The sequence below is a fragment of the Dickeya fangzhongdai genome, from assembly GCF_002812485.1.
GTDB classification, from domain to species: Bacteria; Pseudomonadota; Gammaproteobacteria; order Enterobacterales; family Enterobacteriaceae; genus Dickeya; species Dickeya fangzhongdai.
This window is the reverse complement of record NZ_CP025003.1, coordinates 3,925,773-3,951,573: the sequence shown is the minus strand read 5'-3', so window position 1 is coordinate 3,951,573 and position 25,801 is coordinate 3,925,773. Positions and strand designations below refer to the sequence as shown.

Genomic DNA, 25,801 nt, shown 5'->3' with positions numbered 1-25,801 from the left:
TGAAATGAGTTTTGCAGCAACGCGCGGTCCTCTGATCGCGCGTTGCCGTCTGAGGTTTTAGTTTAACTTGTACTGAGGAAAATCTGATGTCCAAAATCGTTAAAGTCATTGGCCGTGAAATCATCGACTCACGCGGAAACCCGACCGTTGAAGCTGAAGTTCATCTGGAAGGTGGTTTCGTCGGTCTGGCTGCGGCACCGTCAGGTGCTTCCACGGGTTCCCGCGAAGCGCTGGAACTGCGTGACGGCGACAAATCCCGTTTCCTGGGCAAAGGCGTGACCAAAGCCGTTGCTGCGGTAAACGGTCCGATCGCACAGGCTATTCTGGGCAAAGACGCCAAGGATCAGGCTGCCATCGACAAGATCATGATCGACCTGGACGGCACTGAAAACAAATCCAACTTCGGCGCCAACGCCATTCTGGCCGTTTCTCTGGCTTCAGCTAAAGCTGCTGCGGCTTCTAAAGGCCTGCCGCTGTATGCTCACATCGCTGAACTGAACGGCACCCCGGGCAAATACTCCATGCCGCTGCCGATGATGAACATCATCAACGGTGGTGAACACGCCGACAACAACGTCGACATCCAGGAATTCATGATTCAGCCGGTTGGCGCGAAAACCGTGAAAGAAGCCATCCGTATGGGTTCTGAAGTTTTCCATCACCTGGCTAAAGTACTGAAAGGCAAAGGCCTGAACACCGCTGTTGGCGACGAAGGCGGCTACGCGCCGAACCTGGGTTCCAACGCCGAAGCGCTGGCTGTTATCGCTGAAGCGGTGAAAGCGGCTGGTTACGTGCTGGGCAAAGACATCACGCTGGCGATGGACTGCGCCGCATCTGAATTCTACAAAGACGGTAAATACGTTCTGGCTGGCGAAGGCAACAAAGCGTTCACCTCTGAAGAATTCACCCACTTCCTGGAAGAGCTGACCAAACAGTACCCGATCGTATCCATCGAAGACGGTCTGGACGAATCCGACTGGGCTGGCTTTGCTTACCAGACCAAAGTGCTGGGCGACAAAATCCAGCTGGTGGGCGACGACCTGTTCGTAACCAACACCAAGATCCTGAAAGAAGGTATCGAGAAAGGCATCGCTAACTCCATCCTGATCAAATTCAACCAGATCGGTTCTCTGACCGAAACGCTGGCTGCTATCAAGATGGCGAAAGACGCAGGCTACACCGCTGTGATCTCTCACCGTTCCGGCGAAACCGAAGACGCTACCATCGCCGACCTGGCGGTAGGTACTGCGGCTGGTCAGATCAAGACCGGTTCCATGAGCCGTTCTGACCGTGTGGCTAAATACAACCAGCTGATTCGTATCGAGGAAGCGCTGGGTGATTCTGCACCGTTCAACGGCCTGAAAGAAGTGAAAGGCCAGGCGTAAGCGCCTGCCGACCGGCGAACTCGACTCGCCGGTCATCACGTCTGACAATCCGGAAGCATTTCTGCTTCCGGATTTTTTTTGCCTGCCGGTTGGCCTCTGTGCGGTTTTAGGGCCCGCTATCAGCCTGCCTGATTCTGCGCTGAATTATGTGAATTGCGAGCGTGCTTCCAGACTTTTCTGCCCCGTTGGGTCATGGGCATGACAAACAATGAACCCGATCCCAAATCCCTTCTTCACTGCATGCGAGCAGCATCTCTACCCGCTAGAGTAATTTTGGACCGTAGGTTCTGTTGATTCGAAATCGTATTTCGACCAGAAGTTTGAAGCCGATCGGTTGGTTCTTCCCGCGGATGCCAGTAGCGGCGATGGGGTGGCAAACGCGCAAAGGTTTTTGCCTTGCCGCCTCGTTACCTTAACGCTACGGCGGCAACGATGTTTTTGGGTCCGCCGCAACACCTTCATAAATAAATCAATGAGGAAGGATGGCGATGAAAACACGTAAAATTGGGCTGGCGAATTACCTGGCCTACGGTTCCGGCGATTTCCTCGGGGCCGGCACCACGGCGCTCACCGCCGGCTGGCTGCTCTATTTTTACACCACGTTTTGCGGCCTGACGCCTATCGAGGCGACCTTTATTTTTGCCATGGCCAGGGTACTGGATGCGGTGGTCAGTCCGCTGATGGGGTTCCTGACCGATAATTTCGGCTCTACCTGGCTGGGCAAACGCTTCGGGCGCCGTAAATTTTTTATTTTGCTCGGTATTCCCTGTGTCTTCAGCTACAGCCTGATGTGGGTCGGCCACATGGATTACTGGTACTACCTGATTACCTACCTGCTGTTTGACGTCATCTACACCATGGTGCTGGTGCCGTATGAAACGCTGGTGCCGGAAATGACCGATGATTTCAAACAGAAGACCAAGTTCTCCGGCGCGCGTATCGCGCTGGCGCAACTGTCGGCGATTCTGGCGGCGTTTCTGCCCGGTATCCTGCTGGGGTACTTCGGCAAAGACAATGCGGTGTCCTTCTTCTACTCCAGTCTGGTGTTCTCGGTGATCTGCGCCTGCGTGCTGGCGCTGGTGTACTTCTTCACCTGGGAGCGGCCGCGCGATCAAATGTCGGAAGCCTCGCTGCAGGCGGAAAAAGAACGCCAGTCGCTGACGCTGGGGCAGAGTCTCAGACGCCTGAACATTGAACTGTTGTCCACACTGCGTATCCGCATCTTCCGCCAGCATCTGGGGATGTATCTGGGCGGCTATATTGCACAGGACGTGTTCAACGCGGTGTTCACTTACTACGTGGTGTTCGTGCTGATGCAAAGCCCGACCATGGCGTCCAACCTGATGGGGACGATGGCGATCCTGCAGTTTATTTCGGTGATTGCGATGATCCCGCTGTGCATCAAGTTCGGCCCGGCGCCGTCCTACCGTATGGTGGTCTGCCTGTTTGGTCTGAGCGCGCTCTCCTATGGCTTCCTGTACTACAGCGGCATGCATTCGGCGTTTTCGCTGTTGTTGCTGGTGTCCGGTCTGGCCGGCTTGGGCCGCGGCGGCATCAACTATGTTCCCTGGAATACTTATACCTACATCGCTGACGTGGATGAAGTCATCACCGCTCAGCGCCGTGAAGGGATCTTCGCCGGCATTATGACCCTGACCCGTAAAGCCTCTCAGGCCGGCGCGGTGATGCTGGTGGGCGTGGTGCTGCAGCTGTCCGGCTTTGTTTCCGGTCAGAGCGTGCAGGCGCCGGGCGTCAGCCACACCATTCTGATGGTGCTGTGTTTCGGCACTGTCGGGGTACTGGCGTTAGGCTTCCTGGTGTCGCTGCGCTTCAAGCTGAACCTGCAAACGCATGAAGTGCTGCGTCAGGAAACGGCGAAAATGCGCGAAGCAGGCCGCATCGTGCCGGAAAAAGTCACGCCGGAAGCCCGTGCCACGGTGGAAATGCTGGCCGGTATGCCATACGAATCCCTGTGGGGGAACAACAACATTGGTTATCTCAATCGTCACAAGGCGCCGGCCCGGCCGATCACCGGCGGAACGCCTCACCACGGCGTGCATTAAGCCGTGCTGCGCAGATTGATACGTATCGAGAAGTCATCGATTGATAGGTAATGAAACTGGAATCGGATATCTGTTATGACCATTTTTCCTGTAAAACATAGCGCGCTGCTGCGCCAGCCCGAATACTTCATCTCCCGGGACGATTTAAAGGCGTTGATTTGCCGGGTGACCGACAATCTGATCAATATTGAGGATAAAACCGGTGAATTCCTGCTGCGGCTGGATGACGGTCGGGTGATCGATACCAAAGGCTGGGCCGGCTGGGAGTGGACGCATGGCATCGGGCTGTACGGCATCTACCAGTATTATCGTCAGACCGGCGACGAGCGGATGCGCGCCATCATCGATGACTGGTTCACCGCCCGGCTGGAAGAGGGCACGCCGACCAAAAACGTCAATACCGTGTGTCCGTTCCTGACGCTGGCCTACCGTTATGAAGAAACCGGCGACAGCCGTTGGGTACCGTATCTCGAACGCTGGGCGGAATGGGTGATGTACGACATGCCGCGCACCCACAAGAACGGTTTGCAGCATATCGTCTACAACAGCGAAAACACCGATCAACTGTGGGACGACACGTTGATGATGAGCGTGCTGCCGCTGGCGAAAATCGGTAAGCTGCTCAACCGCCCCGAATTTGTAGAAGAAGCCACCTACCAGTTTCTGCTGCACGTGCAGTACCTGATGGATCGCCAGAGCGGCCTGTGGTTCCACGGCTGGACTTTCGACGGTAACCACAGTTTTGCGCAGGCCCGCTGGGCGCGCGGCAACAGCTGGCTGACCATCGTGATCCCGGAATTCATCGAATTGCTGGATCTGCCCGAACACAACGCCACCCGTCGTTTTCTGATTCAGGTGCTGGAAAGTCAGGTGGAAGCGCTGGCGAAGTATCAGGACGACAGCGGCCTGTGGCACACCTTACTGGATGACCCGACCTCGTATCTGGAAAGCTCGGCGACCGCCGGGTTTGCCTACGGTATCCTCAAAGCGGTACGCAAGCGCTATATCGATCGTCGCTACGCCGACGTGGCGGAAAAGGCGATGCGCGGCGTGGTAGCGAATATCAGCGAGAACGGAGAGTTGCTGAACGTCTCCTTTGGGACGGCGATGGGTAAGGATCTGGACTACTACCGCCAGATTCCGCTGACCTCGATGCCATACGGTCAGGCGATGGCGATTCTGTGTCTGTCGGAGTATTTGCGCGTCTATCTGTAAAACGTGTCGAAGAGATAGCGAGTTTTGGACGGGCTTCCAGTGGAAGCCCGTTTTTTGAGGCTTGTGTGACTCACAACCCCGACAGACTGTAATTGACCGGCAACCAGCGGTAACCGTTGGTTTTACCGTTAGCGTCATGCTGTACCGCCACATGACCGATGCCGGGGAACGGCATGTGCGCGCCCGCTACCCAGTAACCCTGTTTCACCGTTTCTTTCAGCAGTGCATCACGGGTGCGAACCGCCTGCTCGCTATCAGAGTCAAACGCGATGGCGGTGTCTGGCAGCGGCATTTGTACCGCTTCGGCGTGCACGATATCACCCCACAGCAGGATTTTCTGGCCGTCGCTGTTGACCAGGAACGATGTATGGCCGGGGGTATGACCTGGCGTCGGCACGGCGGTAATGCTGGCGGGCAGTGACTGATGATCGGTGAAGGTCTTGAGTTTGCCGGCTTCGCGGATATGGCGGAACACTTCCTGCACGCGCTCAAATCCGGCTTTTTTGTCCTGCGGCGCTTTTTTCAGATTGTCCGGGCTTAGCCAGAAATCGGTGTCTTTCTGGTTCACGTAAATGGTGGCGTTGGGGTAAACCAGTTTTCCGTCGCTGACCAGTCCGCCGAAGTGATCGGCATGCAGGTGAGTTACCAGTACGCTATCGACCTGCTCCGGTTTGTACCCGGCGGCTTTCAGGTTAGCCAGCGTTTTACCGGTGGTTTTTCCACCCAACGCGCCGGTGCCGCTATCAACCAAAATCAGGTTTTTTCCGGTATTGATCAGAAACGCGTTGATAGAGGTTTCCACCTGCGGTTTCAGGTAGCTGGCTTCCAGCAGGCTGACGATTTTCTCCCGCGGCGTGCGGGTGAGCAGCTTGTCCATCGGCATGGTGTTGGTACCGTCGGACAGCGCGGTGATTTCATACTGCCCGACCATAATGCGGTAATAACCGGGCTGAGTTTTAACCTGGGCGACCGCTTCGGCATTGGCGAATGCCGGAACCAGAGATAATGACAAACAGAAAACAGCAAGGGGCTTTAATAACGTCATCTTACATTTCCTTATTTGTAAATATACCTTTCATCTTCCACATTGCAGCCGGCAGCGCTCAAATCGGCTTACGCAAACTTGCCGCGCATTCCCGTCGCTTACTGCGGTAAGCAAGCCCAGGGGATTCATGCTGTTGCCGCGTTCTACCTTGCCCTAAGGGGCCAACGCGTTGCGTTGTTCAAAACGCAAGCATTTTGTCCTGCAATGCGAGATCGATTGGCGATAGAGGTATGGTCGCATCATGTGCGACCTGTTGATTATTAACCGGGAATCGCACAGGCACAAATTTCGGGCAGCCGTTCTTTTTGGTTATTGCATCCGGCGGTTTGGCATGGCTTGCGCTATCGGCGATAATAGTGGTTTAGCCAGAAGGAATAATGAAACACGATGCTTTACCCGATTAACGAAATGTTCCAGACCCTACAGGGCGAAGGTTTTTTCACCGGCGTCCCGGCGGTGTTTATCCGTTTGCAAGGGTGCCCGGTGGGGTGCAGCTGGTGCGATACCAAACATACCTGGGAAAAACTGCCTGAGCGGCAGATTCCGCTGGCGGAGGTACTGGTTAAAAGCGGGGAAAGCGACGCCTGGAGCGGTTCCAGCGTTGAGGATCTGTTGCAGCAGATGGCATTGCAGGGGTACAGCGCCAGACACGTGGTGATTACCGGCGGCGAGCCTTGTATCCACGATCTGACGCCGTTGACGCAGACGCTGGAGCAGCGGGGGTTCAGTACTCAGATCGAAACCAGCGGCACCCACGAAGTACGCTGCTCACCCGATTGCTGGGTGACGGTTTCTCCCAAAGTGAATATGCGCGGCGGTCTGACGGTATTGGATCAGGCGTTGCAACGGGCGAATGAAATCAAACATCCGGTGGCGCGCGAGCGGGATATTGAGGCGCTGGATGCGTTGCTGGCAAGACTGGATGACGACAAGGCGCGGGTTGTGGCGTTGCAGCCGATTAGTCAGAAGGACGACGCCACCCGGTTGTGTATTGAAACCTGCATCGCCCGCAACTGGCGTTTATCGATGCAGACCCACAAATACCTCAATATTGCCTGATGGGCGTCGTTTTAGCTGATAGCCGCGCAGGCCGCTGACTCAGTCGTCCTCGCCGCGGTATACGCAACCGGCGGTGCAGGTTTCTTTGACGGTCACCGCGCTTAATAATGGCAGCGTCGGTTTGAGTTGCTGCCAGATCCAGCGCGCCAGCACTTCGCTGGTAGGGTTTTCCAGCCCTGGAATATCGTTCAGGTAATGGTGATCCAACTGTTCCCAGGTGGGTTTGAATGCGGCTTTCAACTCGGCGAAATCCATCACCCAGCCGGTATAAGGATCGACCTCACCGGTAATTTCCAGACGAACCATGAACGAATGACCATGCAGGCGGCCGCATTTATGGCCGTTCGGCACATGGGGAAGCCGGTGCGCGGCTTCGAACTGGAAATCTTTAAACAGTGTGGTTGGCATGGTGAGGCTCTCGTGTCATTCAAAAAACCGTCGCATACTACCGGAAAGTGCCGTGTTAAGCACGTTTCCTGACACCAAACTGTCCTTTCTGCCAGTATCTGCGCGCCATCCTGCCAGGCTGTCAATCGGGCTATTCCGTCAGTTCGATAACCGCATCGTGACTCCAGCCGATGGGCAACGGAGACGGACGCTGCAACGTCATGTTGTGTAACGTTAATCCGCTGACGCCGCGTGCAAACAGCGCGGGCAGCCCGCTTGGGTAGGTTTCCACCCCGTAAGCGCGCCCGGTCTCCGGGTTGACCAGATAAGCATTGTCCAGCCCCATGCCGGTGGGGCGCTCCGGGTTGCAGGGCGGGCGGACGTCGTACAAGCCCTGTTCCGGCGAATCGCTCGGTCGCTGTTCTAACGTGATGCCGTCGAAATGAATATCGCGGATATAACCCGCCGGCGTACTGTGCAGGTTGATGGCGCCTTCGCTAACGCCGGACAGCCGCACGAAGCGCACATTCTCAATCACTCCGGGTTCAATCATCGGGTCGCGGTAACGTACCGACACGAATACCGGGTCGGCCTTGCCCCAGTGACAGGGCGGCGCCGCGACGCATTCGAAGGTGATATCGCTGAAACAGATACGGCGAAACGCGCCGCCGTCGCGGGAAATCAGTCCAATCCCCCGGTTGGAGTCGTAGATGGCGCAGTGGCTGACGGTCAGGTCTTCAATGTCGGCGAAGGTTTCGGTACCGATTTTCAGCGCGCAGCTGCGCGAACGCAGCCGGCAGTGACTGACCGTCATTCGCTGGGCCTTATACTGCATGGCGGGGGGCTTGGCGGTGGTTTTGATGCACAAGGCGTCATCGGCGGCGCTCAGGTGACAGTGGTGTACCGTCACGTCCTGACAGCTGTCGAGATTAAGCGCATCGGTGTTAGCCATAGTCATGTCGTTATCCACCGTCAGGCGTTCAACGTTAACCTGACGGCAACTCACCAGATGGACGGTCCACATCGGCGCCTGTTCGATGGTCACGTCCTGCAAACTGACCTGTTCGCAGTCCTCCAGCACCAGAATCCGCGGGCGATGCTGCGCCGGCAGGCGATAGCCCTGCTCATCGGGCTCGGCTGAGAAGTAGGCGTCGGCGCTACCGGTGATTTTCCCTTTTCCGCACAGGGTGATGTTGCGCTGCCGGCGGGCGTACAGAAACGCGCGATCGGAAAGCTCGGCCACGCTGACGGTAGTGGTTTGAGCAAAATCGTCATAGCAGGCGCTGGCGATCAGTTCCGCTCCGGCGTCCAGTTGCAGGCAGAAATTCGAGGGTAGCCGTAATCCTCCTAGCAGATAACGCCCCGCTTCCACCACCAGCGTGCCGCCGCCTTGCGCGGTCAGGTCGTCGATCGCCCGCTGGAACAGCACGGTGTCGGGGGTAACGCCATCGGCGGCGGGCGTGTAGGAGCGAATGGATAGCCTCATGGTTTTTATCCTGTTTCGATAGGGGTACGGAGGTCATTCCAGCACGGTTTTTCATCGCAGGCAGCCGCGGCGCGGCGGGAAATCGCTCAGGGTTAGAGCGCCTTCACAGCCTGTCCGACGCCATCCGACGGAATGTGAGCGTGATAACGTCATACTCGCTGCGGCCCTAACGCGATGTGTGTTTCATCACGTTTTTTATCCCTTCCGGCGAATGCGCGTAGCGTTGTCGGCGCATAGTGTTTTATTTTTGTTAAATAACTGTGAACTCGATCGCGCAACCTGTTCACAGTTGAACGCTGGTTGTGAGGCAAGGGCGCGGCAATGCGCCGGGCGGTGAACCCGCTTCCATGAAATGAGCGTTACCGGGGTTGTCGACACTCATTTTTTCAGCCTGCTCCGCATAACGCGCATTTGGTCGTTCCCCGGCGCTGGTGAAGAAAAAAACAATCTGCCTATCTTGTTTTCCAGCGGGAGGCGCCCTGTACCTGCCTGATTACCCTTCCGCCCTGAAATAACAACATAAAGAGGATCGGGGACATGATGAAATTGCTGGTAGGACTGGTGTTGTTGGCGTTTACCGTGCTGGGCCAGGTTCAGGCCGCGGAGCAGGTGACATTGCGTATGTCCTGGTGGGGCGGCAACAGCCGTCATCAGGCCACGCTGGCCGCCATTGAAGCCTTTCAGAAAAAATATCCGGGGATCACGGTCAAAGCCGAATATACCGGCTGGGATGGCTACCTCTCGCGCCTGACCACCCAAATCGCCAGCGGCGAAGAGCCGGACGTGGTGCAGATCAACTGGAACTGGATACCGATCTTCTCCCGCACCGGTACCGGCTTTTACGATTTGAACAAACTGAAAGAGACCCTAAAACTGCAGGATTTTCCGGCGGATGCGCTGACCACGGTGGACGGCAAAGTCAACGCCATCTCCACTTCGCTCAACGGGCTGGTGATGTATTACAACGTCGATACCTGGAAAAAGGCCGGTCTGGCGTACCCGACCTCCTGGGAGGAGCTGTTCCAGGCTGGCAAGGTGTTCAGGGATAAGCTCGGCGACAACTACTTCCCGCTGGCTTCCCCGGCGCAGGATAGCGGCGAGGGATTGCTGGAGCTTCTCAACACCTATATGACCCAGAAATTTCATATCGGCATGATTGACGAGCAGAACAAACGCTTCAATTACACCGAGGCGCAGTGGCTGGAGGCGTTTCGTTTCTATAAACGGCTGGTGGATGATCATGTCATTCCGTCGGCGAAATACTACAACGCCTTTGGCAAAGCCGGGGTGTTTGAGACAAGGCCGTGGATCAACGGCGAATACGGCGGGGCGCAGCTCTGGGCCTCGGTGGTGAAAAAATACGCCGAACCGCTGGCGCCGCCCGCCAGACTGGAACTGGGGCCGTACATGATGACGCCGGGCTCCGACAATCCGGGGCAATTCTTCAAACCATCGATGCTGTTTGCCATCAGCAAAAGCAGCAAACACCCGAAAGAAGCGGCGCTGCTGCTCAATTTCCTGATGAATGACCCGGAAGGCAGCCTGCTGATGGGCACCGAGCGCGGCGTACCGCTCAGCCGGGTGGCGCGTCAGGCGTTGCAGGACAGTCAGCGGCTGGATACGCAGGATCTGGCGGTGAAAGGGCTGATGCAGGCGCTGGAAAAACCGATGCAGACGCCAGTGTCCTCGTATATTGAAGATCCGCAACTGGCCAGCCTGATTTTGCAAACGGTTGAACAACTGGATTACGGCAACAGGAGCGTGGAGACGTCGGCGAAGAATTTCAACGACACGGGCAACCGCATCCTGAAACGAGTGATCCGCTGATTTACCGGCCCGGCGGCGTTACGCCTCGTGACGTGACGCCGCCTGATGACCGCCGCCGGTGTCCTGCGTCAGCACAGTCAGCTGTTGTTGCAGGCTGTCTGCCAGCGCGCGCGGGCGGGCGGCATCAAACATGACGTGCATACTCACCGGGTAGTCCCGGTGTTGCAGGCAGAAATCGTCCATTTCATGCGCGATGCCGTAGAGCGCCTGAATATTGGTTTTGGCGATTTCACGCAGCGTCCAGTTGTTTTCCACCCGCTGGCAGTAGTGCAGGGTGAAAAAGGCTTTCTGGGCATGGACGAAGGCGCGGCAATAGAGCGCCAGGCCGCGCCATTCCTGCTGCCAGCGCTGGCGCAGCGGTTCCGGCAGGTCGTGGTCGCGGGCAAACTGGCTGGCGGCCTGCTGGCTCTGGTCGGCCAACTGCCAGGCCGCATCTTTCTCCCGCACAATCTGGTACAGATTCTGGGAAGCCAGTTCCGTTTCGCGGCGATCAAAGGTGATGTCGCGCCCGGAACCGGGCAACCAGTGGTTGCGGTTGAGTTGACCGTACAAACTCCACACCGCCTGACCGTAACTGGACGGCAGCAGGCTATGGCGGTGGAACACATGGTGACGCGCATACAGCGACAACGACAGCGCTTGCTGCGCCTGTTCCAGCAGGGCGCGCATGGTGTGACGGACCGCATCGTCCGGCTGCCATTGCCAGCATTCCGCCAGCCACTGGCGAAACAGTTCGCTTTCGTTAACCGGCGGCGCGCTGTCGTTCAACAGGCGTGCGCAGGCGAACAGCGTGAATTCGCTCAACGACCCCAGCACGCTGTGGTTATCGACGCCGTCCCAACTGATGCGGCAGGCTGCGCTGACGATGGCCGGGTTCTTTTCCCGACACCACAGCAACCGCCCCTGAATCTCGGTGTAACGCAGAAACGGCAGATTGCCCCAGCCGACTTCCTCGCCCGCCAGATCCAACTCCACCCAAATCTCCCGGTCATCCAGCTCCAGCAGCGCCGGGTTGTTGGGGAATTCCGGCCAGAAGCGTTCCGGCGTCATCTTGATGGCGGCGGAGACGGTGACCGGCAGGCTGCGGATGGCCTCCAGTACGTGAGACATATCGTGATGATTGGCCGGAAAGGCGCGCAAGACCAGATGACGCTGATGGGCGTGAACGACGCGGGAAACGGCGGTAAACAATTGCCGGTAAATTGGTTCGCTGTCTAGTGTTGGCGGCATTGCCGGTGGCATCGTCGGTGAAATAATGCCGTTTTGCATCTCTTCGCCGGGCGGCGGAGCAAAACGTATCAGGCTATCGCTGTTGGAAATCGCCAGCATCAATCCACTCAAACGCGGGATCTGCTGCATCAACAGATCCACTTTAGCGGCCAGATAATCGCACCAGAAATGGGTGTCGATACGGAACTGACGCGCGTCGTCCAGCAACTGCGGGTGCTGCAGCAATAGGTCGGTGGGGAAGGCCAGCTCCTTGCATTGCAGGTACAGCGCCAGCCCCTGTTCGCGACAATAGGCGGCGACCTGATTGAGATAGACGCAGCGCGAGCGTTGCTGGCTGCTGATGCGATCGTCAAAGCGGGCATGTTGATAGGCGGGCGGCGTCACCAGCTTGTCCAGCAGGTCCGCCTGTCCCAGCACCAGCGTATTGAAACCGTAACGGCGGGCGTAGTCCGCCAGCGCGGTAATGTGTCGCCAGTGCCAGATATCCTGGGTGTTCAGTTCCAGTGCGCGACGCTGCCACATAATCGGTGTGCTCCCTGAACCACAGAGCATCGAGTATAACGCCGGCGCGATGGCGCAAAAGAAACATTAAAATAATCAATGCAGTAAATTGTGATCAATAACACTTAAAGCAATAAGTGTTATCAAAAAAACCATTTAGTCGTTTTGGTTATTAAATATTTCCATCATGTCTTTAATTGTTAAGATGGGGATGGTTACCTTATGTCCCATCTGACTTTCTATTTCATGAATTTGACTATTGCGGCAACCCGGCATTAGCGCCCGCGACCAGAACAAGGATACCGACACTACAATGACAACTCCGGCTTCTCCGACTCCGCTGCTCCCGTTGAGCGCGGAGCAACTTTCGCGTCTTCAGGCCGCGACCGGTGATCTTTCACCGACGCAACTGGCCTGGTTGTCCGGCTATTTCTGGGGCGTGATTCAGCAGCAGCCCGGCGCGCTTGCCGTACCGGTTGCAGCGGCGGCGCCAGCGGTTGACGCGGCGCCGCCGGCGTCCATCACGCTGATTTCCGCCTCTCAGACCGGCAATGCCCGCCGCGTGGCGGAGCAGGTGCGCGACGATCTGCTGGCGGCCAGCCTGCCGGTGACGCTGGTGAATGCCGGCGACTACAAATTCAAACAGATTGCGCAGGAAAAACTGCTGCTGGTCGTCACCTCGACGCAGGGCGAAGGCGAACCGCCGGAAGAAGCCGTGGCGTTGCACAAATTCCTGTTTTCGAAGAAAGCGCCGTCGCTGGCGGGCGCCGCGTTTGCGGTGTTCGGCCTCGGCGATACCTCGTACGAGTTTTTCAGCAAGGCGGGTAAGGATTTTGACGGCCGTCTGGCTGAGTTAGGCGCCGAACGCCTGCTCGATCGCGTCGATGCCGATGTGGAATTCCAGCCGCTGGCGGAGCAGTGGCGTCGTCAGGTTGTGGAAACGTTGAAGACGCGCTTTGCCAGCCAGACGGCGGTGGCGGTGCAAACCGCGGCCAGCGGTCAGGTCAACGCCATCACCACCAGCCCCTATCACAAAGAGGCGCCTTACACCGCATCGCTGTCGGTCAACCAGAAGATCACCGGCCGCAACTCGGAGAAAGACGTTCGTCATATCGAAATCGATCTGGGCGATTCCGGACTGCATTATCAGCCGGGTGATGCGCTCGGTGTCTGGTATGAGAACGCCCCGGCGCTGGTGCAGGAACTGCTGGGATTGTTGTGGCTGAAAGGCGACGAATCCGTTGTTGTGGACGGCAATACCCTGCCGTTGAGCGAAGCGCTGCAACGCCATTTCGAACTGACGCAAAACACCGCGCCGATTGTCGCCAAATACGCGGCGTTGTCCCGCAACGAGGCGTTGCTGGGGCTGGTTGCCGATAAATCCGCGCTACAGCAGTACGCACAGCGTACTCCGCTGGTGGATATGGTGCGTGAAGCGCCGGTGGAACTGACGCCGGAACAGCTCACCGGATTGCTGCGTCCGTTGACGCCGCGCCTCTATTCCATCGCCTCGTCGCAGGACGATGTCGGCAGCGAAGTGCACATCACCGTCGGCGCCGTGCGTTATGAGTATGAAGGCCGTGCGCGTAGCGGCGGCGCGTCAGGCTATCTGGCGGACCGGTTGGAAGAGGACGGCGACGTTCGCGTGTTCATTGAGCACAATGATAATTTCCGCCTGCCCACCAACCCCGAAACGCCGGTAATCATGATTGGTCCGGGCACCGGCATCGCGCCGTTTCGCGCGTTTATGCAGCAGCGTGAGGCTGAAGGCGCCGGCGGTAAAAACTGGCTGTTCTTCGGCAACCCGCATTTTACCGAAGATTTCCTCTATCAGGTGGAGTGGCAGCGCTACGTGAAAGACGGGCTGCTGACGACTATCGATCTGGCCTGGTCGCGCGATCAGGCGCACAAGGTCTACGTACAGGACAAAATCCGTGAAAAAGGCGCGGATGTGTGGCGCTGGATTCAGGATGGCGCCCATATTTATGTCTGCGGCGACGCCAATCGCATGGCGAAGGATGTAGAGCAGGCGCTGCTGGCCGTGGTGGCTGAACACGGCGGAATGGACGCCGAACAGGCGGATGAGTTTTTAAGCGAGCTGCGTCTTGAGCGGCGTTATCAGAGAGATGTGTACTAATGAGCGAAAGATATTCTGGTCCGCTGGTGGTCGAGGGCAAGCTGGCTGATGCCGAGCGTTTGAAGCTGGAAAGCAATTACCTGCGCGGCACGATTACAGAGGATTTGAGCGACGGCCTGACCGGCGGCTTTAACGGCGACAACTTTCTGCTGATTCGCTTTCACGGCATGTATCAGCAGGATGACCGCGATATCCGCGCCGAGCGCGCGGAGCAGAAGCTGGAACCGCGTCATGCCATGATGCTGCGCTGCCGCCTGCCGGGCGGGGTGATGACGCCGAAGCAGTGGCTCGGCATCGACCAGTTCGCCGGTGAAAAGACGCTGTACGGCAGCATCCGCATCACTAACCGCCAGACATTCCAGTTTCACGGCATTCTGAAGTCCGACCTGAAATCCGCCCATCAACTGTTGCATGAGGTTGGGCTGGATGCGCTGGCGACCGCCAACGACGTCAACCGTAACGTGCTGTGCACCTCTAACCCGGTGGAGTCAGAGCTGCATCAGCAGGCCTATGAATGGGCGAAGACGATTTCCGAACACCTGCTGCCGCGCACCCGCGCCTACGCCGAGATTTGGCTGGATAAGGAAAAAGTCGCCACCACCGACGAGGAGCCGATTCTGGGGGCGACCTATCTGCCGCGCAAGTTCAAGACTACGGTGGTGATCCCGCCGCAGAACGATGTGGATCTGCACGCCAACGATTTGAACTTTGTTGCCATTTCAGATAACGGCCAACTGGTAGGTTTTAACGTACTGGTAGGCGGCGGTCTGTCTATCGCCCACGGCGACAAGGCCACCTATCCGCGCACCGCCAGCGAATTGGGCTATATTCCATTAGCGCACACGCTGGCGGTAGCTGAAGCGGTGGTGACCACTCAGCGTGACTGGGGCAATCGCACCAACCGCAAGAACGCCAAGACTAAATACACGCTGGAACGGGTGGGCGTCGAGACCTTTAAACAGGAAGTGGAGCGCCGCGCCGGCATCACTTTTGAGGCCGTTCGCCCGTATGCGTTTACCGGTCGCGGCGATCGCATCGGCTGGGTGAAAGGGATCGACAATAAATGGCACCTGACGCTGTTTATTGAAAACGGCCGCATTCTGGATTATCCGGGGCGCCCGCTGAAAACCGGCATGGCGGAGATCGCCAAAATCCACAAGGGCGATTTCCGGTTGACCGCCAACCAGAACCTGATCGTGGCCGGCGTCGCTACCCGCGACAAAGCCAAAATCGAGGCGCTGGCGCGCCAGTATGGCCTGATCGACGACAGCGTCACCGAGCAGCGTCAGAACTCGATGGCCTGCGTATCGCTGCCGACCTGCCCGTTGGCGATGGCCGAAGCGGAGCGCTTCCTGCCGGAGTTTGTCACCAGGGTGGAAGCCATCATGCAGGCGCATGGCGTGGGTGATGACCATATCGTGTTGCGCGTGACGGGCTGCCCTAATGGCTGTGGCCGCGCCATGCTGGCGGAAATCGGTCTGGTGGGTAAAGCCATCGGCCGCTACAACCTGCATATCGGCGGCAACCGCGAAGGCACGCGTATTCCGCGCATGTATCGGGAGAACATCACCGAGAAAGAGATTCTGGCCGATATCGACCAACTGGTCGGGCGCTGGGCCAGCGAACGCGAGAGCGGCGAAGGGTTTGGCGATTTTGCGATCCGTGTCGGCATCGTTAAACCGGTGCTGGATCCCGCCGTTGATTTTTACGACTGACAGGAGAACCTGATGTCTATGTTGAATCTGGAGGCGCTGCGCGCCTTGCCCCAACCGGAACAGGCCGCCGCGCTGGCGGACGTTAACCAACAGCTGGAGAGTCTGTCCGCGCAGGAGCGCGTCAGCTGGGCGCTGGAAAACCTGCCGGGCGAGTTTGTGCTTTCCTCCAGTTTCGGCATTCAGGCAGCGGTGTGCCTGCATCTGGTTACCCGACAGCGGCCGGATATTCCGGTGATCCTCACCGATACCGGTTATCTGTTTACAGAGACGTATCAGTTCATCGATCAACTGACCGAACAGTTGGGTCTTAACCTTCAGGTTTACCGTGCCGCGCAGTCTCCCGCCTGGCAGGAGGCGCGTTACGGCAAACTGTGGGAGCAGGGGCTGACAGGCATTGAGCAGTACAACCAGATCAATAAAGTCGAGCCGATGGATCGGGCGTTGCAGGAACTGCGCGCCGGCACCTGGTTCGCTGGTCTGCGCCGTGAACAGTCGGGCAGCCGTGAAGGGTTGCCGGTGCTGGCGATCAAGCGCGGCGTATTCAAGTTTTTGCCGATCATCGACTGGGATAACCGCACGGTGTACCAGTACCTGAAAGCCAACGGATTGAGCTACCACCCGCTATGGGAACAGGGCTATCTGTCGGTGGGCGATACGCATACCACCCGCAAGTGGGAACCGGGCATGAGCGAGGAAGAAACCCGTTTCTTCGGCCTGAAACGCGAATGCGGGCTGCATGAAGGCTGACTATTATCCTTTTATGGATGAATGTGACGGCAGCAGCAGCACCGAGTCGACCCATCCCGATCGCGGGTATCAACCAGACGATGATTAACCTGTATGATAATTACGGGTAGTTATCTGGCCTGACATTCAGCCGGGTGGTGCTGCATCTTCAGCCCTGGCTTCAGGAAGTCCGGTGGTACCTACGTCAACAGCGTCTTGAAAATTATCAGCCGTATTTTTGTGAAACGTCACCGCCTGCGTGCTGATGTTTCTGCCTGCCCGAAGCAGGCCCAGGCGAACGCGAAGTGTAAAAATAGTCATGAAAACCGTTATTAAGCGTTTTTATTCTTTCCCGCATGGTTTGTTATTCCATTACGGAACTAATCATACTAATTCGGCATTTCATAACCTTTCTCTTCACGTTTTATAGTCGCTTTATAAAATTTTTAGCTTAGTAAAGGCATCTGTGAACTATCTCCCTATATTCGCCGATCTCCGGCAACGCCCCGTGCTGGTCGTCGGGGGCGGCGAGGTGGCAACCCGCAAGATTGACCTGCTGCAGCGCGCCGGGGCTGAGGTTCGGGTGGCGGCGCGGTCGCTGTGCGAGCCGCTGCATGAGCAGCATCAGGCGGGTCGGCTGGCATGGGTCGCGCAGGAATTTTCGCCTGCGCTGCTGGATAACGTGTTTCTGGTGATTGCCGCGACCGATGATGCCGCGCTGAATGCCACGGTATTTGAGGAAGCCAATCGCCGTCAGTTGCTGGTCAACGTGGTGGATGATCAGCCCAAATGCTCATTCATTTTTCCTTCGCTGATCGACCGCTCGCCGCTGATGGTGGCGATTTCGTCCGGCGGTCAGGCGCCGGTGCTGGCGCGTTTGCTGCGGGAAAAACTGGAGGCGCTGCTGCCCGCCCGTCTGGGGCAGATGGCGGCGCTGGCCGGAAAATGGCGCGGCCGCATCAAGCAGCGGCTGGCGTCGATAACGGAACGCCGTCGTTTTTGGGAGCGCATTTTTACCGGTCGTTTTTCCAGTCTGGTGGCCGCCGGGCAACTGGCGCAGGCCGAGCAGGAACTGGAACAGCAGCTGGCGCAGCCCGATATTCAGCAAGGCGAGGTGGCGCTGGTTGGCGCCGGGCCGGGCGACGCCGGTTTGCTGACGCTGCGCGGCCTGCAGGTGATTCAGCAGGCGGATGTGGTGCTTTACGACCATCTGGTCAGCGATGAGGTGCTGGATCTGGTGCGCCGTGACGCGGAGCGGATTTGCGTCGGTAAACGCGCCAGCGCGCATCTGCTGCCGCAAGACGAGATTAACGCGCTGCTGGTGAAGCTGGCGCAGGAAGGCAAGCGGGTAGTGCGGCTGAAAGGCGGCGACCCCTTTATTTTTGGTCGTGGCGGCGAAGAGCTGCAGCAGGTGGCGCAGGCGGGGATTCCGTTTCAGGTGGTGCCGGGCATCACCGCGGCGGCTGGCGCCACGGCGTATGCCGGCATTCCGCTGACGCACCGGGATTACGCGCAGAGCGTGATATTTATCACCGGGCACTGCCGCCCGGATGGCGACGCGCTGGAGTGGGCGACGCTGGCGCGCGGCCGACAGACACTGGCTATTTACATGGGTGCGGTCAAGTCGGCGGAAATCAGCCAGCAGTTGATCGCGCATGGCCGGGCGCCGCACACGCCGGTGGCGGTAATCGGCCGCGGCACGCGGCAGGATCAACAGGTGCTGACCGGCACGCTGACGGAACTGGAACAACTGGCGCAGCAGGCTCCGACGCCGGCGCTGCTGGTGATTGGCGAGGTGGTGAATTTACATCAACACATCGCCTGGTTTGGTGAACAAGCGCGGATGACGCCGACTGACGGGCGCTCGGCCGTGGTGAATCTGGCTTAAGGTTAAGGTTATGGACGAGAAAAGACTCACGCATTTAAAACAGCTTGAAGCGGAAAGTATTCATATCATTCGTGAGGTAGCGGCTGAGTTCAGCAACCCGGTGATGCTGTATTCCATCGGCAAGGACTCCTCCGTGATGCTGCATCTGGCCCGTAAGGCGTTCTTTCCGGGCACGCTGCCGTTCCCGCTGCTGCATGTGGATACCGGCTGGAAATTCCGCGAAATGTACCAATTCCGTGATCGTACCGCCAAAGCCTACGGCTGCGAACTGTTGGTGCACCGCAACCCGGAAGGGGTAGCGATGGGCATCAACCCGTTTGTGCACGGCAGCGCCAAGCATACCGACATCATGAAAACCGAAGGGTTGAAACAGGCGCTGGACAAGTACGGCTTTGACGCCGCGTTCGGCGGCGCCCGCCGCGACGAGGAAAAATCCCGCGCCAAAGAGCGTATCTACTCTTTCCGCGATCGCTTCCATCGCTGGGACCCGAAAAACCAGCGTCCGGAGCTGTGGAACAACTATAACGGCCAGATCAACAAGGGCGAAAGCATCCGCGTGTTCCCGCTGTCCAACTGGACCGAACTGGATATCTGGCAGTACATCTATCTGGAAAATATCGATATCGTGCCGCTGTATCTGGCCGCTGAGCGCCCGGTGCTGGAGCGCGACGGCATGTTGCTGATGGTGGACGACGACCGCATCGACCTGCAGCCTGGCGAAGTAATTACCCAGCGCATGGTGCGTTTCCGTACGCTCGGCTGCTGGCCGCTGACCGGCGCGGTGGAATCGCAGGCGCAGACGCTGCCGGAAATCATTGAAGAGATGCTGGTGTCGACCACCAGCGAGCGTCAGGGACGGGTGATTGACCGCGATCAGGCCGGCTCGATGGAGCTGAAAAAGCGTCAAGGGTATTTCTGAGGAATCGTCAAATGAATCATAGTATTGCAAAACAGATTGCCGATCAGGGCGGGGTTGAGGCTTATCTTCACGCACAGCAGAACAAAAGCCTGTTGCGTTTTCTGACCTGCGGCAGCGTTGACGATGGCAAAAGCACCCTGATCGGCCGGCTGTTGCACGATACCCGTCAGATTTACGAAGATCAGCTCTCTACGCTGCACAATGACAGCAAGCGCCTTGGCACCCAGGGCGAAAAACTCGATCTGGCGCTGCTGGTGGACGGCTTGCAGGCGGAACGCGAGCAGGGCATCACCATTGATGTGGCTTACCGCTATTTTTCCACGGAAAAACGCAAGTTCATCATTGCCGACACACCGGGGCATGAGCAGTACACCCGCAATATGGCGACCGGCGCTTCCACCTGCGAGCTGGCGATCCTGCTGATCGACGCGCGCAAGGGCGTGCTGGATCAGACTCGCCGCCACAGCTTTATCGCCACGCTGCTGGGCATTCGTCATCTGGTGGTGGCGGTCAACAAGATGGATCTGGTGGGGTATCAGCAGGCGGTCTTCGAGCAGTTCAAACAGGATTATCTGGACTTCGCCAGTCAACTGCCGACCGATCTGGATATCACCTTTGTGCCGATTTCCGCGCTGGATGGCGACAATGTCGCGACGCCGAGCACGACCATGAACTGGTACCGCGGTCCGACGCTGCTGGATGTGCTGGAGACGGTCAATGTCTCTTCCCGCAGCCTGAGCCAGCCGATGCGTTTCCCGGTGCAGTACGTCAACCGCCCGAACCTTGATTTTCGCGGCTACGCCGGCACGGTGGCGTCTGGCGTGGTGCGGGTCGGACAGCGTGTGAAAGTGCTGCCGTCCGGCGTGGAGTCCAGCGTCAGCCGCATCGTCACCTTTGATGGCGACCTGCAACAGGCACAGGCTGGCGAAGCGGTGACGCTGGTGTTATCCAGCGAAGTCGACATCAGTCGGGGCGACCTGCTGGTCGGCAGCGAGGAAACGCTCCAGCCGGTACGCAGCGCGAAGGTGGATGTGGTGTGGATGGCGGAGCAGCCGCTGGTGTCGGGACAAAGCTACGACATCAAGATTGCCGGTAAGAAAACCCGCGCGCGGGTGGAAAACATCGACTATCAGGTGGAAATCAATACGCTGACTCAGCGGGTTACCGAGTCGCTGCCGCTCAACGGCATTGGTCTGGTCGAGCTGACCTTTGATGAACCGCTGGTGCTGGACAAATATCAGCAAAATTCTGTCACCGGCGGCATGATTTTTATCGATCGCCTGAGCAACGTGACGGTCGGCGCCGGGCTGGTGCGTGAGCCGGTCGAGCTGGCGGAAGCGGAAACCGGCAGTTACAGCGCTTTTGAGCTGGAACTGAATGCGCTGATTCGCCGCCACTTCCCGCACTGGGGCGCGCGCGATCTGCTGGGAGGAAAATAACGTGGCGCAAACGCATTCCCGGCCGGGCGCGCCGGCCGACGACAATGTGGTGTGGCACGACCATGCGGTCACGCGCGAAGACCGTGAGCGTCAGCACGGGCACCGTGGGGCGGTGGTGTGGTTCACCGGGCTGTCCGGTTCCGGTAAATCTACGCTGGCCGGCGCACTGGAGCAGGCCTTGTTTGCCCGTGGCGTCAGCACCTATCTGCTGGATGGCGATAACGTTCGGCATGGGCTGTGCCGGGATTTGGGATTCAGCGATGACGACCGGCGGGAGAACATCCGCCGGGTGGGGGAAGTGGCCCGGTTGATGGTCGATTCCGGGCTGGTTGTATTAACCGCGTTTATCTCTCCGCACCGTGCTGAACGGCAGATGGTGCGAGAACTGCTTGATCAGGAGCAGTTTCTTGAAGTGTTCGTCGATACGCCGCTGGCTATTTGTGAAGCCCGCGACCCCAAAGGTTTATACAGGAAAGCCCGTGCCGGCGAGTTGCGCAATTTCACCGGCATTGACGCGGTTTATGAGGCGCCGGAACAGCCGGAATTGCATCTGGACGGCCAACAATTGGTAACAAATTTAGTCGCTGAATTATTAGATATGCTGCACGGTCGAGCTATCATCTAAGCCTCAGCTTGCCCCTTTGCAGGCGCTACGGTATGCGTGTTTTGCCTCGCTGCCGTTTGCCTGACGAAGGGGCAGTCTTCAGGCCCAACGGTTACCCGGTGATGGGGTAAAGCAGGAACGATGATGCAGAGTGTGACGCCATTACCTGATAGCAATACGCAAGCCGACCATGCCGAGGAGGAGGACGCGTCCTTCGTTTCTTGCAGCCCGCTGGTAGGGGCGCTGGCAGGCTTCTGCTTTTACTGGTTGGCTTTTTCTCTGCCGTTTATCGTGTATGGCCTGAATTCCACGCTATTGCTGATGCTTTACACCTGGCCCTTTTTTCTGGCGCTGATGCCCCTGTCGGTATTGATCGGCATGCTGTTTCGCGTGCTGTTGCCGAATCATGTGGTGTGGATGATGCTCTGCTGCGCAGTCAGCATTCCGGGCGTGTTCTGGCTGGTGTTCTTACTGATCACCGGGTGGTAGCGGCTCAGGCAACGCATCTCACCAGGATATCGATTTCAGAGAAACCGATTTCAGATTATTTACTCCTTTCGTGAAACTATTTCCCTGTGTGAGCAATTTTATCCTTCGCCACCCGGTGTGTGCCTGGCTTTTTCCTGCCGGAGGGGAATGCTGTTGGCGAAGGTGGAGTCCTGACAAAAGTTATGGGATGATTAGGCGGCTTTTCAGGGGGCTGGATGGGAAAACTTTCGCTGTTATTGTTGATTCTTCTCGGTTGGTTGCAATATTCGCTCTGGCTGGGGAAAAACGGTGTTCATGACTATGTGCGGGTGAAGGATGACGTGGCGGTGCAACAGGCCAACAACGTCAAACTGAAATCCCGCAACGAACAGCTGTTTGCGGAAATAGACGATCTCAATGGTGGTCAGGAAGCCATTGAGGAACGGGCGCGCAACGAGCTGGGCATGACTAAACCCGGAGAAAGCTTTTATCGTCTGGTGGCCGACCAGGCGGATCGTCGCGTCGGCGCGAACCCGTCGACGGCCCCTTCCACTTCATCATCGACGTCTCGCTAGGTATGTCTACTCCAAATCAGTCTTTGGCTGAGGTGGTTGCTGTTTTGCCGGCGGCCGGTAACGGCAGCCGGATGCAGAGCGACCGCCCCAAGCAGTACCTTTCCATCGGCGGTAAAACCATTCTTGAGCACACGGTCGCGGCTTTGTTGCGTCATCCGCGTATTCAACGGGTGGTTATCGCCATCAGCGCCGATGACCGTTATTTTCCCGAACTGCCCCTCGCAACTGATCCGCGTATTCAGGTAGTGACCGGCGGCCGCCAGCGGGCCGATTCGGTGCTGGCCGGTTTACTGCAGTTGCCGCACACCGATTGGGTGCTGGTGCATGACGCGGCGCGGCCCTGTTTGCATCAGGACGATCTGTCCCGGCTGCTGGCGCTGACCGGGCAAAGTGAGGTCGGCGGCATTTTGGCGGCGCCGGTGCGTGATACCATGAAGCGAAGCCGGGATGGCGTCATCGACCATACGGTGGAGCGCGAGGCGCTGTGGCACGCCCTGACGCCGCAGCTGTTCCCGCTGGCGCTGCTGCGGGGCTGCCTGGAGCGAGCGTTGCGCGAAGGCGCGACCGTTACCGACGAGGCGTCGGCGCTGGAATATTGCGGCTATCGTCCGCAGATTGTTCCGGGACGGGCAGACAACATCAAGGTTACGCGCCCGGAAGATCTGGCGCTGGCGGAGTTTTATCTGACGCACCGCCCGGATCATCATCAACAAGATAATAAAGGAGCCTGAGTGATGCGTATCGGTCACGGTTTTGATGTGCATAAATTTGGCGGAGAAGGTCCGCTGGTGATCGGTGGGGTACGTATTCCCTATGAGCGTGGCTTGCTGGCGCATTCCGATGGCGACGTGGTGCTGCACGCCGTCACCGATGCGTTGCTGGGCGCGGCGGCGATGGGCGATATCGGTAAACTGTTTCCCGACACCGATCCGGCCTACCGCGGCATTGACAGCCGCGAACTGCTGCGCGAAGCCTGGCGTCGCATCACCGCTAAAGGTTACCAACTGGGCAACCTTGATGTCACCATCATCGCGCAGGCGCCGAAAATGGCGCCGCACATCCCGCAGATGCGCGTCAACATCGCCGAAGATCTGCAATCACACATGGATGATGTCAACGTCAAAGCCACCACGACTGAACAGCTGGGCTTTACCGGCCGTGGCGAAGGGATTGCCTGCGAGGCGGTGGTGTTGCTGGTCAAGAGCGATGCTACCGGCGTGGTGGCATGGTAATGCGTGAATCACTGTTTTGGTTGCATGGCGAACCGGCCGCAACGGGGGTGCTGAAAGCATCGCCGGATGATTTTTTTGTCGCCGAAGATCTGGGATTTGCACCTGATGGCGATGGCGAACATGTGCTGGTGCGTGTGCGCAAACGCGGTTGCAACACCACGTTTGTGGCGGAAGCGCTGGCGAAGTTCGCCGGCATTCCGGCGCGTTCCGTCAGTTATGCCGGGTTGAAAGATCGCCATGCGGTAACCGAACAATGGTTCTGCCTGCATTTGCCGGGTAAAGCGGTGCCGGCGTGGGCGGCATTTGCGCTGGAAGGGTGCGAAATTCTTGAAGCGCAGCGCCATCGCCGTAAACTGCGTATTGGCGCGTTGCGCGGCAACCATTTTAGTCTGGTGCTGCGTGAGGTTAGCGACCGTGCCGATGTTGAAGCCCGTCTGGCGCTGATCGCCGGTGAAGGCGTGCCCAACTATTTCGGCAGCCAGCGTTTCGGTCGTGACGGCAACAATCTGGAACAGGCCCGCCGCTGGGCGAATGACGAGATTCGGGTTAAGGATCGCAGCAAGCGCAGCTTCTACCTTTCCGCCGTGCGCAGTGAGTTATTCAACCTGATGGCCAGTGCGCGTCTGGCGACGTATGGCGCAACGCAGGTGTTGACCGGCGATGCGCTGCAACTGGCTGGCCGCGGCAGTTGGTTTGTGGTCAAGCCGGAAGAACAGGCTGAGGCGCAGTCGCGCGTGATAGCCGGCGAACTGCAGATTACCGCCGCATTGCCGGGGCAGGGCGAATCAGGTGTGCAGGAACAGGCGCTGGCGTTCGAGCAGCAATGCCTGGAAGGCCAGACGCTGTTGTTGTCATTGCTGACGCGTGAGCGAGTGGACAGCGCGCGCCGCGCCGTCATGTTATATCCGCAAGACCTGCGCTGGTCATGGCGGGATGACGTCACGCTTGAGTTACACTTCTGGTTGCCGGCAGGGTGCTTCGCCACCAGCGTGGTGCGGGAGCTACTGCTTCCCGTGCAACAGGAAAACGAGTGGGCGGCCTGATAGCAGGCGGCTTTTTTCGGTTTCAGACGCGTGATTTATCCTGATACGGGCTGTCGATTTTCTTTGCTATCGGAGAACGGGGCGAATTGATGAGGTGGGCTAACGCCGGAGTTGACGGGGAATGGTGAATAAACGCGTGCAAACGTTGCTGGCGCAGCTTCACCAGCAGGGAATTCAGGACGAACGCCTGTTGCAGGCCATGGCCTCGGTTCCTCGCGAGCGTTTTGTTGACGAGGCGTTCGAACATAAAGCCTATGATAACGTCGCCCTGCCGATCGGTTCCGGACAAACCATCTCTCAACCTTACATCGTAGCCAGAATGACCGAGCTGCTGCGGCTGACACCGGAGTCCCGCGTGCTGGAGATCGGCACCGGTTCCGGTTATCAGACCGCGATTCTGGCGCATCTGGTGCGGCATGTGTTTTCGGTGGAGCGTATTAAATGCCTCCAGTGGCAGGCCAAGCGGCGTCTTAAGCAACTCGACCTGCACAATGTGTCCACCCGTCATGGCGATGGCTGGCAAGGTTGGGCGTCCAAAGGGCCGTTTGACGCCATCATCGTCACGGCGGCGCCGCCGGAGATTCCGTCCGCACTGATGGCGCAATTGGACGAAGGCGGCGTCATGGTCTTGCCCGTAGGCGAAGAGCAGCAGACATTACAGGTCGTTTTGCATCGCAACGGCGAGTTTATCGTTCAGACGGTGGAAATGGTTCGGTTTGTTCCGCTGGTCAAAGGAGAATTGGCCTGATACCGTTGCCAATCTCGGTAAAAAGTCCGTCTTTAAAATTTCAATACAACTGTCTTATGGTGATAACGGATTGATATTGATAGGCTGTGTCCCGTCGTTGTCCGTGATT

Annotated in this window: 22 protein-coding genes; 18 read left to right on the top strand and 4 right to left on the bottom strand. The window is 58.0% G+C overall.

What is annotated here, in order from left to right:
• Positions 1 to 86 precede the first annotated feature (86 nt).
• The 3 genes from eno (at position 87) to bglB (ending at position 4,663) form a co-directional block, all read left to right on the top strand.
• Positions 87 to 1,385 (top strand): phosphopyruvate hydratase, encoded by a 1,299-nt coding sequence (eno, locus tag CVE23_RS17740; RefSeq protein WP_038666183.1) that lies wholly within the window; start codon positions 87 to 89, stop codon positions 1,383 to 1,385.
• 488 nt (positions 1,386 to 1,873) lie between these two features.
• Complete coding sequence (locus tag CVE23_RS17735) at positions 1,874 to 3,448, top strand: MFS transporter (protein ID WP_038920068.1); 1,575 nt, start codon at positions 1,874 to 1,876, stop codon at positions 3,446 to 3,448.
• A gap of 75 nt (positions 3,449 to 3,523) precedes the next feature.
• A complete protein-coding gene (bglB, locus tag CVE23_RS17730) occupies positions 3,524 to 4,663 on the top strand; it encodes a beta-galactosidase BglB (RefSeq protein WP_038920067.1) in 1,140 nt (379 codons plus the stop codon).
• 70 nt (positions 4,664 to 4,733) lie between these two features.
• Here the strand turns inward: bglB and CVE23_RS17725 are convergent, their stop codons facing one another.
• Positions 4,734 to 5,708 (bottom strand): MBL fold metallo-hydrolase, encoded by a 975-nt coding sequence (locus tag CVE23_RS17725; RefSeq protein ID WP_038920066.1) that lies wholly within the window; start codon positions 5,706 to 5,708, stop codon positions 4,734 to 4,736.
• A gap of 387 nt (positions 5,709 to 6,095) precedes the next feature.
• Between CVE23_RS17725 and queE the strand changes: the two genes are divergently transcribed.
• Entirely contained in the window at positions 6,096 to 6,767 is a 672-nt protein-coding gene (gene queE / locus CVE23_RS17720; RefSeq protein ID WP_100850052.1) for a 7-carboxy-7-deazaguanine synthase QueE, read from the top strand.
• A 39-nt stretch (positions 6,768 to 6,806) separates the two neighbouring features.
• Here the strand turns inward: queE and queD are convergent, their stop codons facing one another.
• Both queD and CVE23_RS17710 read right to left on the bottom strand, forming a co-directional pair.
• On the bottom strand, positions 6,807 to 7,175 hold the full coding sequence (queD, locus tag CVE23_RS17715; protein WP_033569254.1) for a 6-carboxytetrahydropterin synthase QueD: 369 nt from the start codon (positions 7,173 to 7,175) through the stop codon (positions 6,807 to 6,809).
• A 130-nt stretch (positions 7,176 to 7,305) separates the two neighbouring features.
• Positions 7,306 to 8,640: a glycoside hydrolase family 28 protein gene (locus tag CVE23_RS17710; RefSeq protein ID WP_100850051.1), complete on the bottom strand. Its 1,335-nt coding sequence runs from the start codon at positions 8,638 to 8,640 to the stop codon at positions 7,306 to 7,308.
• Between the two features lie 537 nt (positions 8,641 to 9,177).
• Between CVE23_RS17710 and CVE23_RS17705 the strand changes: the two genes are divergently transcribed.
• Complete coding sequence (locus CVE23_RS17705) at positions 9,178 to 10,467, top strand: ABC transporter substrate-binding protein (RefSeq protein WP_100850050.1); 1,290 nt, start codon at positions 9,178 to 9,180, stop codon at positions 10,465 to 10,467.
• An 18-nt stretch (positions 10,468 to 10,485) separates the two neighbouring features.
• Here the strand turns inward: CVE23_RS17705 and CVE23_RS17700 are convergent, their stop codons facing one another.
• Positions 10,486 to 12,219 carry a hypothetical protein gene (locus CVE23_RS17700; protein ID WP_038920063.1) on the bottom strand — a complete coding sequence of 578 codons (1,734 nt, stop codon included), beginning with the start codon at positions 12,217 to 12,219 and terminating at the stop codon, positions 10,486 to 10,488.
• 292 nt (positions 12,220 to 12,511) lie between these two features.
• On the opposite strand from CVE23_RS17700, the gene cysJ reads away from it, so the two are divergent.
• The 13 genes from cysJ to CVE23_RS17635 all read left to right on the top strand — a co-directional run bounded on the left by cysJ (position 12,512) and on the right by CVE23_RS17635 (position 25,692).
• Positions 12,512 to 14,335, top strand: coding sequence for an NADPH-dependent assimilatory sulfite reductase flavoprotein subunit (gene cysJ / locus CVE23_RS17695; RefSeq protein ID WP_100850049.1), 1,824 nt, complete (start codon positions 12,512 to 12,514; stop codon positions 14,333 to 14,335).
• The gene (cysI, locus tag CVE23_RS17690) at positions 14,335 to 16,050 is read left to right on the top strand and encodes an assimilatory sulfite reductase (NADPH) hemoprotein subunit (protein WP_039693600.1); all 1,716 of its coding nucleotides are present in this window, start codon (positions 14,335 to 14,337) and stop codon (positions 16,048 to 16,050) included. The genes cysJ and cysI overlap by 1 nt, the downstream gene beginning before the upstream one ends.
• 12 nt (positions 16,051 to 16,062) lie before the next feature.
• A complete protein-coding gene (locus tag CVE23_RS17685) occupies positions 16,063 to 16,797 on the top strand; it encodes a phosphoadenylyl-sulfate reductase (RefSeq protein WP_038920060.1) in 735 nt (244 codons plus the stop codon).
• A 445-nt stretch (positions 16,798 to 17,242) separates the two neighbouring features.
• A complete protein-coding gene (gene cysG, locus CVE23_RS17680; protein ID WP_049853865.1) occupies positions 17,243 to 18,664 on the top strand; it encodes a siroheme synthase CysG in 1,422 nt (473 codons plus the stop codon).
• Between the two features lie 10 nt (positions 18,665 to 18,674).
• Positions 18,675 to 19,583: a sulfate adenylyltransferase subunit CysD gene (gene cysD, locus CVE23_RS17675; protein ID WP_100850048.1), complete on the top strand. Its 909-nt coding sequence runs from the start codon at positions 18,675 to 18,677 to the stop codon at positions 19,581 to 19,583.
• Between the two features lie 11 nt (positions 19,584 to 19,594).
• Positions 19,595 to 21,022 carry a sulfate adenylyltransferase subunit CysN gene (gene cysN, locus CVE23_RS17670; protein ID WP_100850047.1) on the top strand — a complete coding sequence of 476 codons (1,428 nt, stop codon included), beginning with the start codon at positions 19,595 to 19,597 and terminating at the stop codon, positions 21,020 to 21,022.
• A 1-nt stretch (position 21,023) separates the two neighbouring features.
• The gene (gene cysC / locus CVE23_RS17665) at positions 21,024 to 21,647 is read left to right on the top strand and encodes an adenylyl-sulfate kinase (protein ID WP_049853867.1); all 624 of its coding nucleotides are present in this window, start codon (positions 21,024 to 21,026) and stop codon (positions 21,645 to 21,647) included.
• A 123-nt stretch (positions 21,648 to 21,770) separates the two neighbouring features.
• Positions 21,771 to 22,115 carry a DUF3561 family protein gene (locus CVE23_RS17660; protein ID WP_049853868.1) on the top strand — a complete coding sequence of 115 codons (345 nt, stop codon included), beginning with the start codon at positions 21,771 to 21,773 and terminating at the stop codon, positions 22,113 to 22,115.
• Positions 22,116 to 22,330: 215 nt separating this feature from the next.
• Positions 22,331 to 22,669, top strand: coding sequence for a cell division protein FtsB (gene ftsB, locus CVE23_RS17655; protein ID WP_038920054.1), 339 nt, complete (start codon positions 22,331 to 22,333; stop codon positions 22,667 to 22,669).
• Between the two features lie 2 nt (positions 22,670 to 22,671).
• The gene (gene ispD, locus CVE23_RS17650) at positions 22,672 to 23,400 is read left to right on the top strand and encodes a 2-C-methyl-D-erythritol 4-phosphate cytidylyltransferase (protein ID WP_100850046.1); all 729 of its coding nucleotides are present in this window, start codon (positions 22,672 to 22,674) and stop codon (positions 23,398 to 23,400) included.
• 3 nt (positions 23,401 to 23,403) lie between these two features.
• Positions 23,404 to 23,901: a 2-C-methyl-D-erythritol 2,4-cyclodiphosphate synthase gene (gene ispF / locus CVE23_RS17645; RefSeq protein WP_038666217.1), complete on the top strand. Its 498-nt coding sequence runs from the start codon at positions 23,404 to 23,406 to the stop codon at positions 23,899 to 23,901.
• Entirely contained in the window at positions 23,895 to 24,944 is a 1,050-nt protein-coding gene (gene truD, locus CVE23_RS17640) for a tRNA pseudouridine(13) synthase TruD (RefSeq protein ID WP_100850045.1), read from the top strand. The genes ispF and truD overlap by 7 nt, the downstream gene beginning before the upstream one ends.
• Before the next feature lie 121 nt (positions 24,945 to 25,065).
• Positions 25,066 to 25,692, top strand: a complete 627-nt coding sequence (locus tag CVE23_RS17635) for a protein-L-isoaspartate(D-aspartate) O-methyltransferase (protein ID WP_100850044.1) — start codon at positions 25,066 to 25,068, stop codon at positions 25,690 to 25,692.
• The last annotated feature ends 109 nt before the right edge of the window (positions 25,693 to 25,801 follow it).

Bases quoted from the DNA above. Each gene is read 5' to 3' on its own strand.
- cysD (WP_100850048.1), top strand. From the start codon at position 18,675: ATGGACGAGAAAAGACTCACGCATTTAAAACAGCTTGAAGCGGAAAGT.
- bglB (WP_038920067.1), top strand. From the start codon at position 3,524: ATGACCATTTTTCCTGTAAAACATAGCGCGCTGCTGCGCCAGCCCGAA.
- ispD (WP_100850046.1), top strand. From the start codon at position 22,672: ATGTCTACTCCAAATCAGTCTTTGGCTGAGGTGGTTGCTGTTTTGCCG.
- cysI (WP_039693600.1), top strand. From the start codon at position 14,335: ATGAGCGAAAGATATTCTGGTCCGCTGGTGGTCGAGGGCAAGCTGGCT.
- CVE23_RS17635 (WP_100850044.1), top strand. From the start codon at position 25,066: ATGGTGAATAAACGCGTGCAAACGTTGCTGGCGCAGCTTCACCAGCAG.
- CVE23_RS17660 (WP_049853868.1), top strand. From the start codon at position 21,771: ATGCAGAGTGTGACGCCATTACCTGATAGCAATACGCAAGCCGACCAT.
- CVE23_RS17705 (WP_100850050.1), top strand. From the start codon at position 9,178: ATGATGAAATTGCTGGTAGGACTGGTGTTGTTGGCGTTTACCGTGCTG.
- truD (WP_100850045.1), top strand. From the start codon at position 23,895: ATGGTAATGCGTGAATCACTGTTTTGGTTGCATGGCGAACCGGCCGCA.
- ftsB (WP_038920054.1), top strand. From the start codon at position 22,331: ATGGGAAAACTTTCGCTGTTATTGTTGATTCTTCTCGGTTGGTTGCAA.
- queE (WP_100850052.1), top strand. From the start codon at position 6,096: ATGCTTTACCCGATTAACGAAATGTTCCAGACCCTACAGGGCGAAGGT.
- queD (WP_033569254.1), bottom strand. From the start codon at position 7,175: ATGCCAACCACACTGTTTAAAGATTTCCAGTTCGAAGCCGCGCACCGG.
- eno (WP_038666183.1), top strand. From the start codon at position 87: ATGTCCAAAATCGTTAAAGTCATTGGCCGTGAAATCATCGACTCACGC.
- CVE23_RS17685 (WP_038920060.1), top strand. From the start codon at position 16,063: ATGTCTATGTTGAATCTGGAGGCGCTGCGCGCCTTGCCCCAACCGGAA.
- CVE23_RS17710 (WP_100850051.1), bottom strand. From the start codon at position 8,640: ATGAGGCTATCCATTCGCTCCTACACGCCCGCCGCCGATGGCGTTACC.
- CVE23_RS17725 (WP_038920066.1), bottom strand. From the start codon at position 5,708: ATGACGTTATTAAAGCCCCTTGCTGTTTTCTGTTTGTCATTATCTCTG.
- CVE23_RS17735 (WP_038920068.1), top strand. From the start codon at position 1,874: ATGAAAACACGTAAAATTGGGCTGGCGAATTACCTGGCCTACGGTTCC.
- cysJ (WP_100850049.1), top strand. From the start codon at position 12,512: ATGACAACTCCGGCTTCTCCGACTCCGCTGCTCCCGTTGAGCGCGGAG.
- CVE23_RS17700 (WP_038920063.1), bottom strand. From the start codon at position 12,219: ATGTGGCAGCGTCGCGCACTGGAACTGAACACCCAGGATATCTGGCAC.
- ispF (WP_038666217.1), top strand. From the start codon at position 23,404: ATGCGTATCGGTCACGGTTTTGATGTGCATAAATTTGGCGGAGAAGGT.
- cysN (WP_100850047.1), top strand. From the start codon at position 19,595: ATGAATCATAGTATTGCAAAACAGATTGCCGATCAGGGCGGGGTTGAG.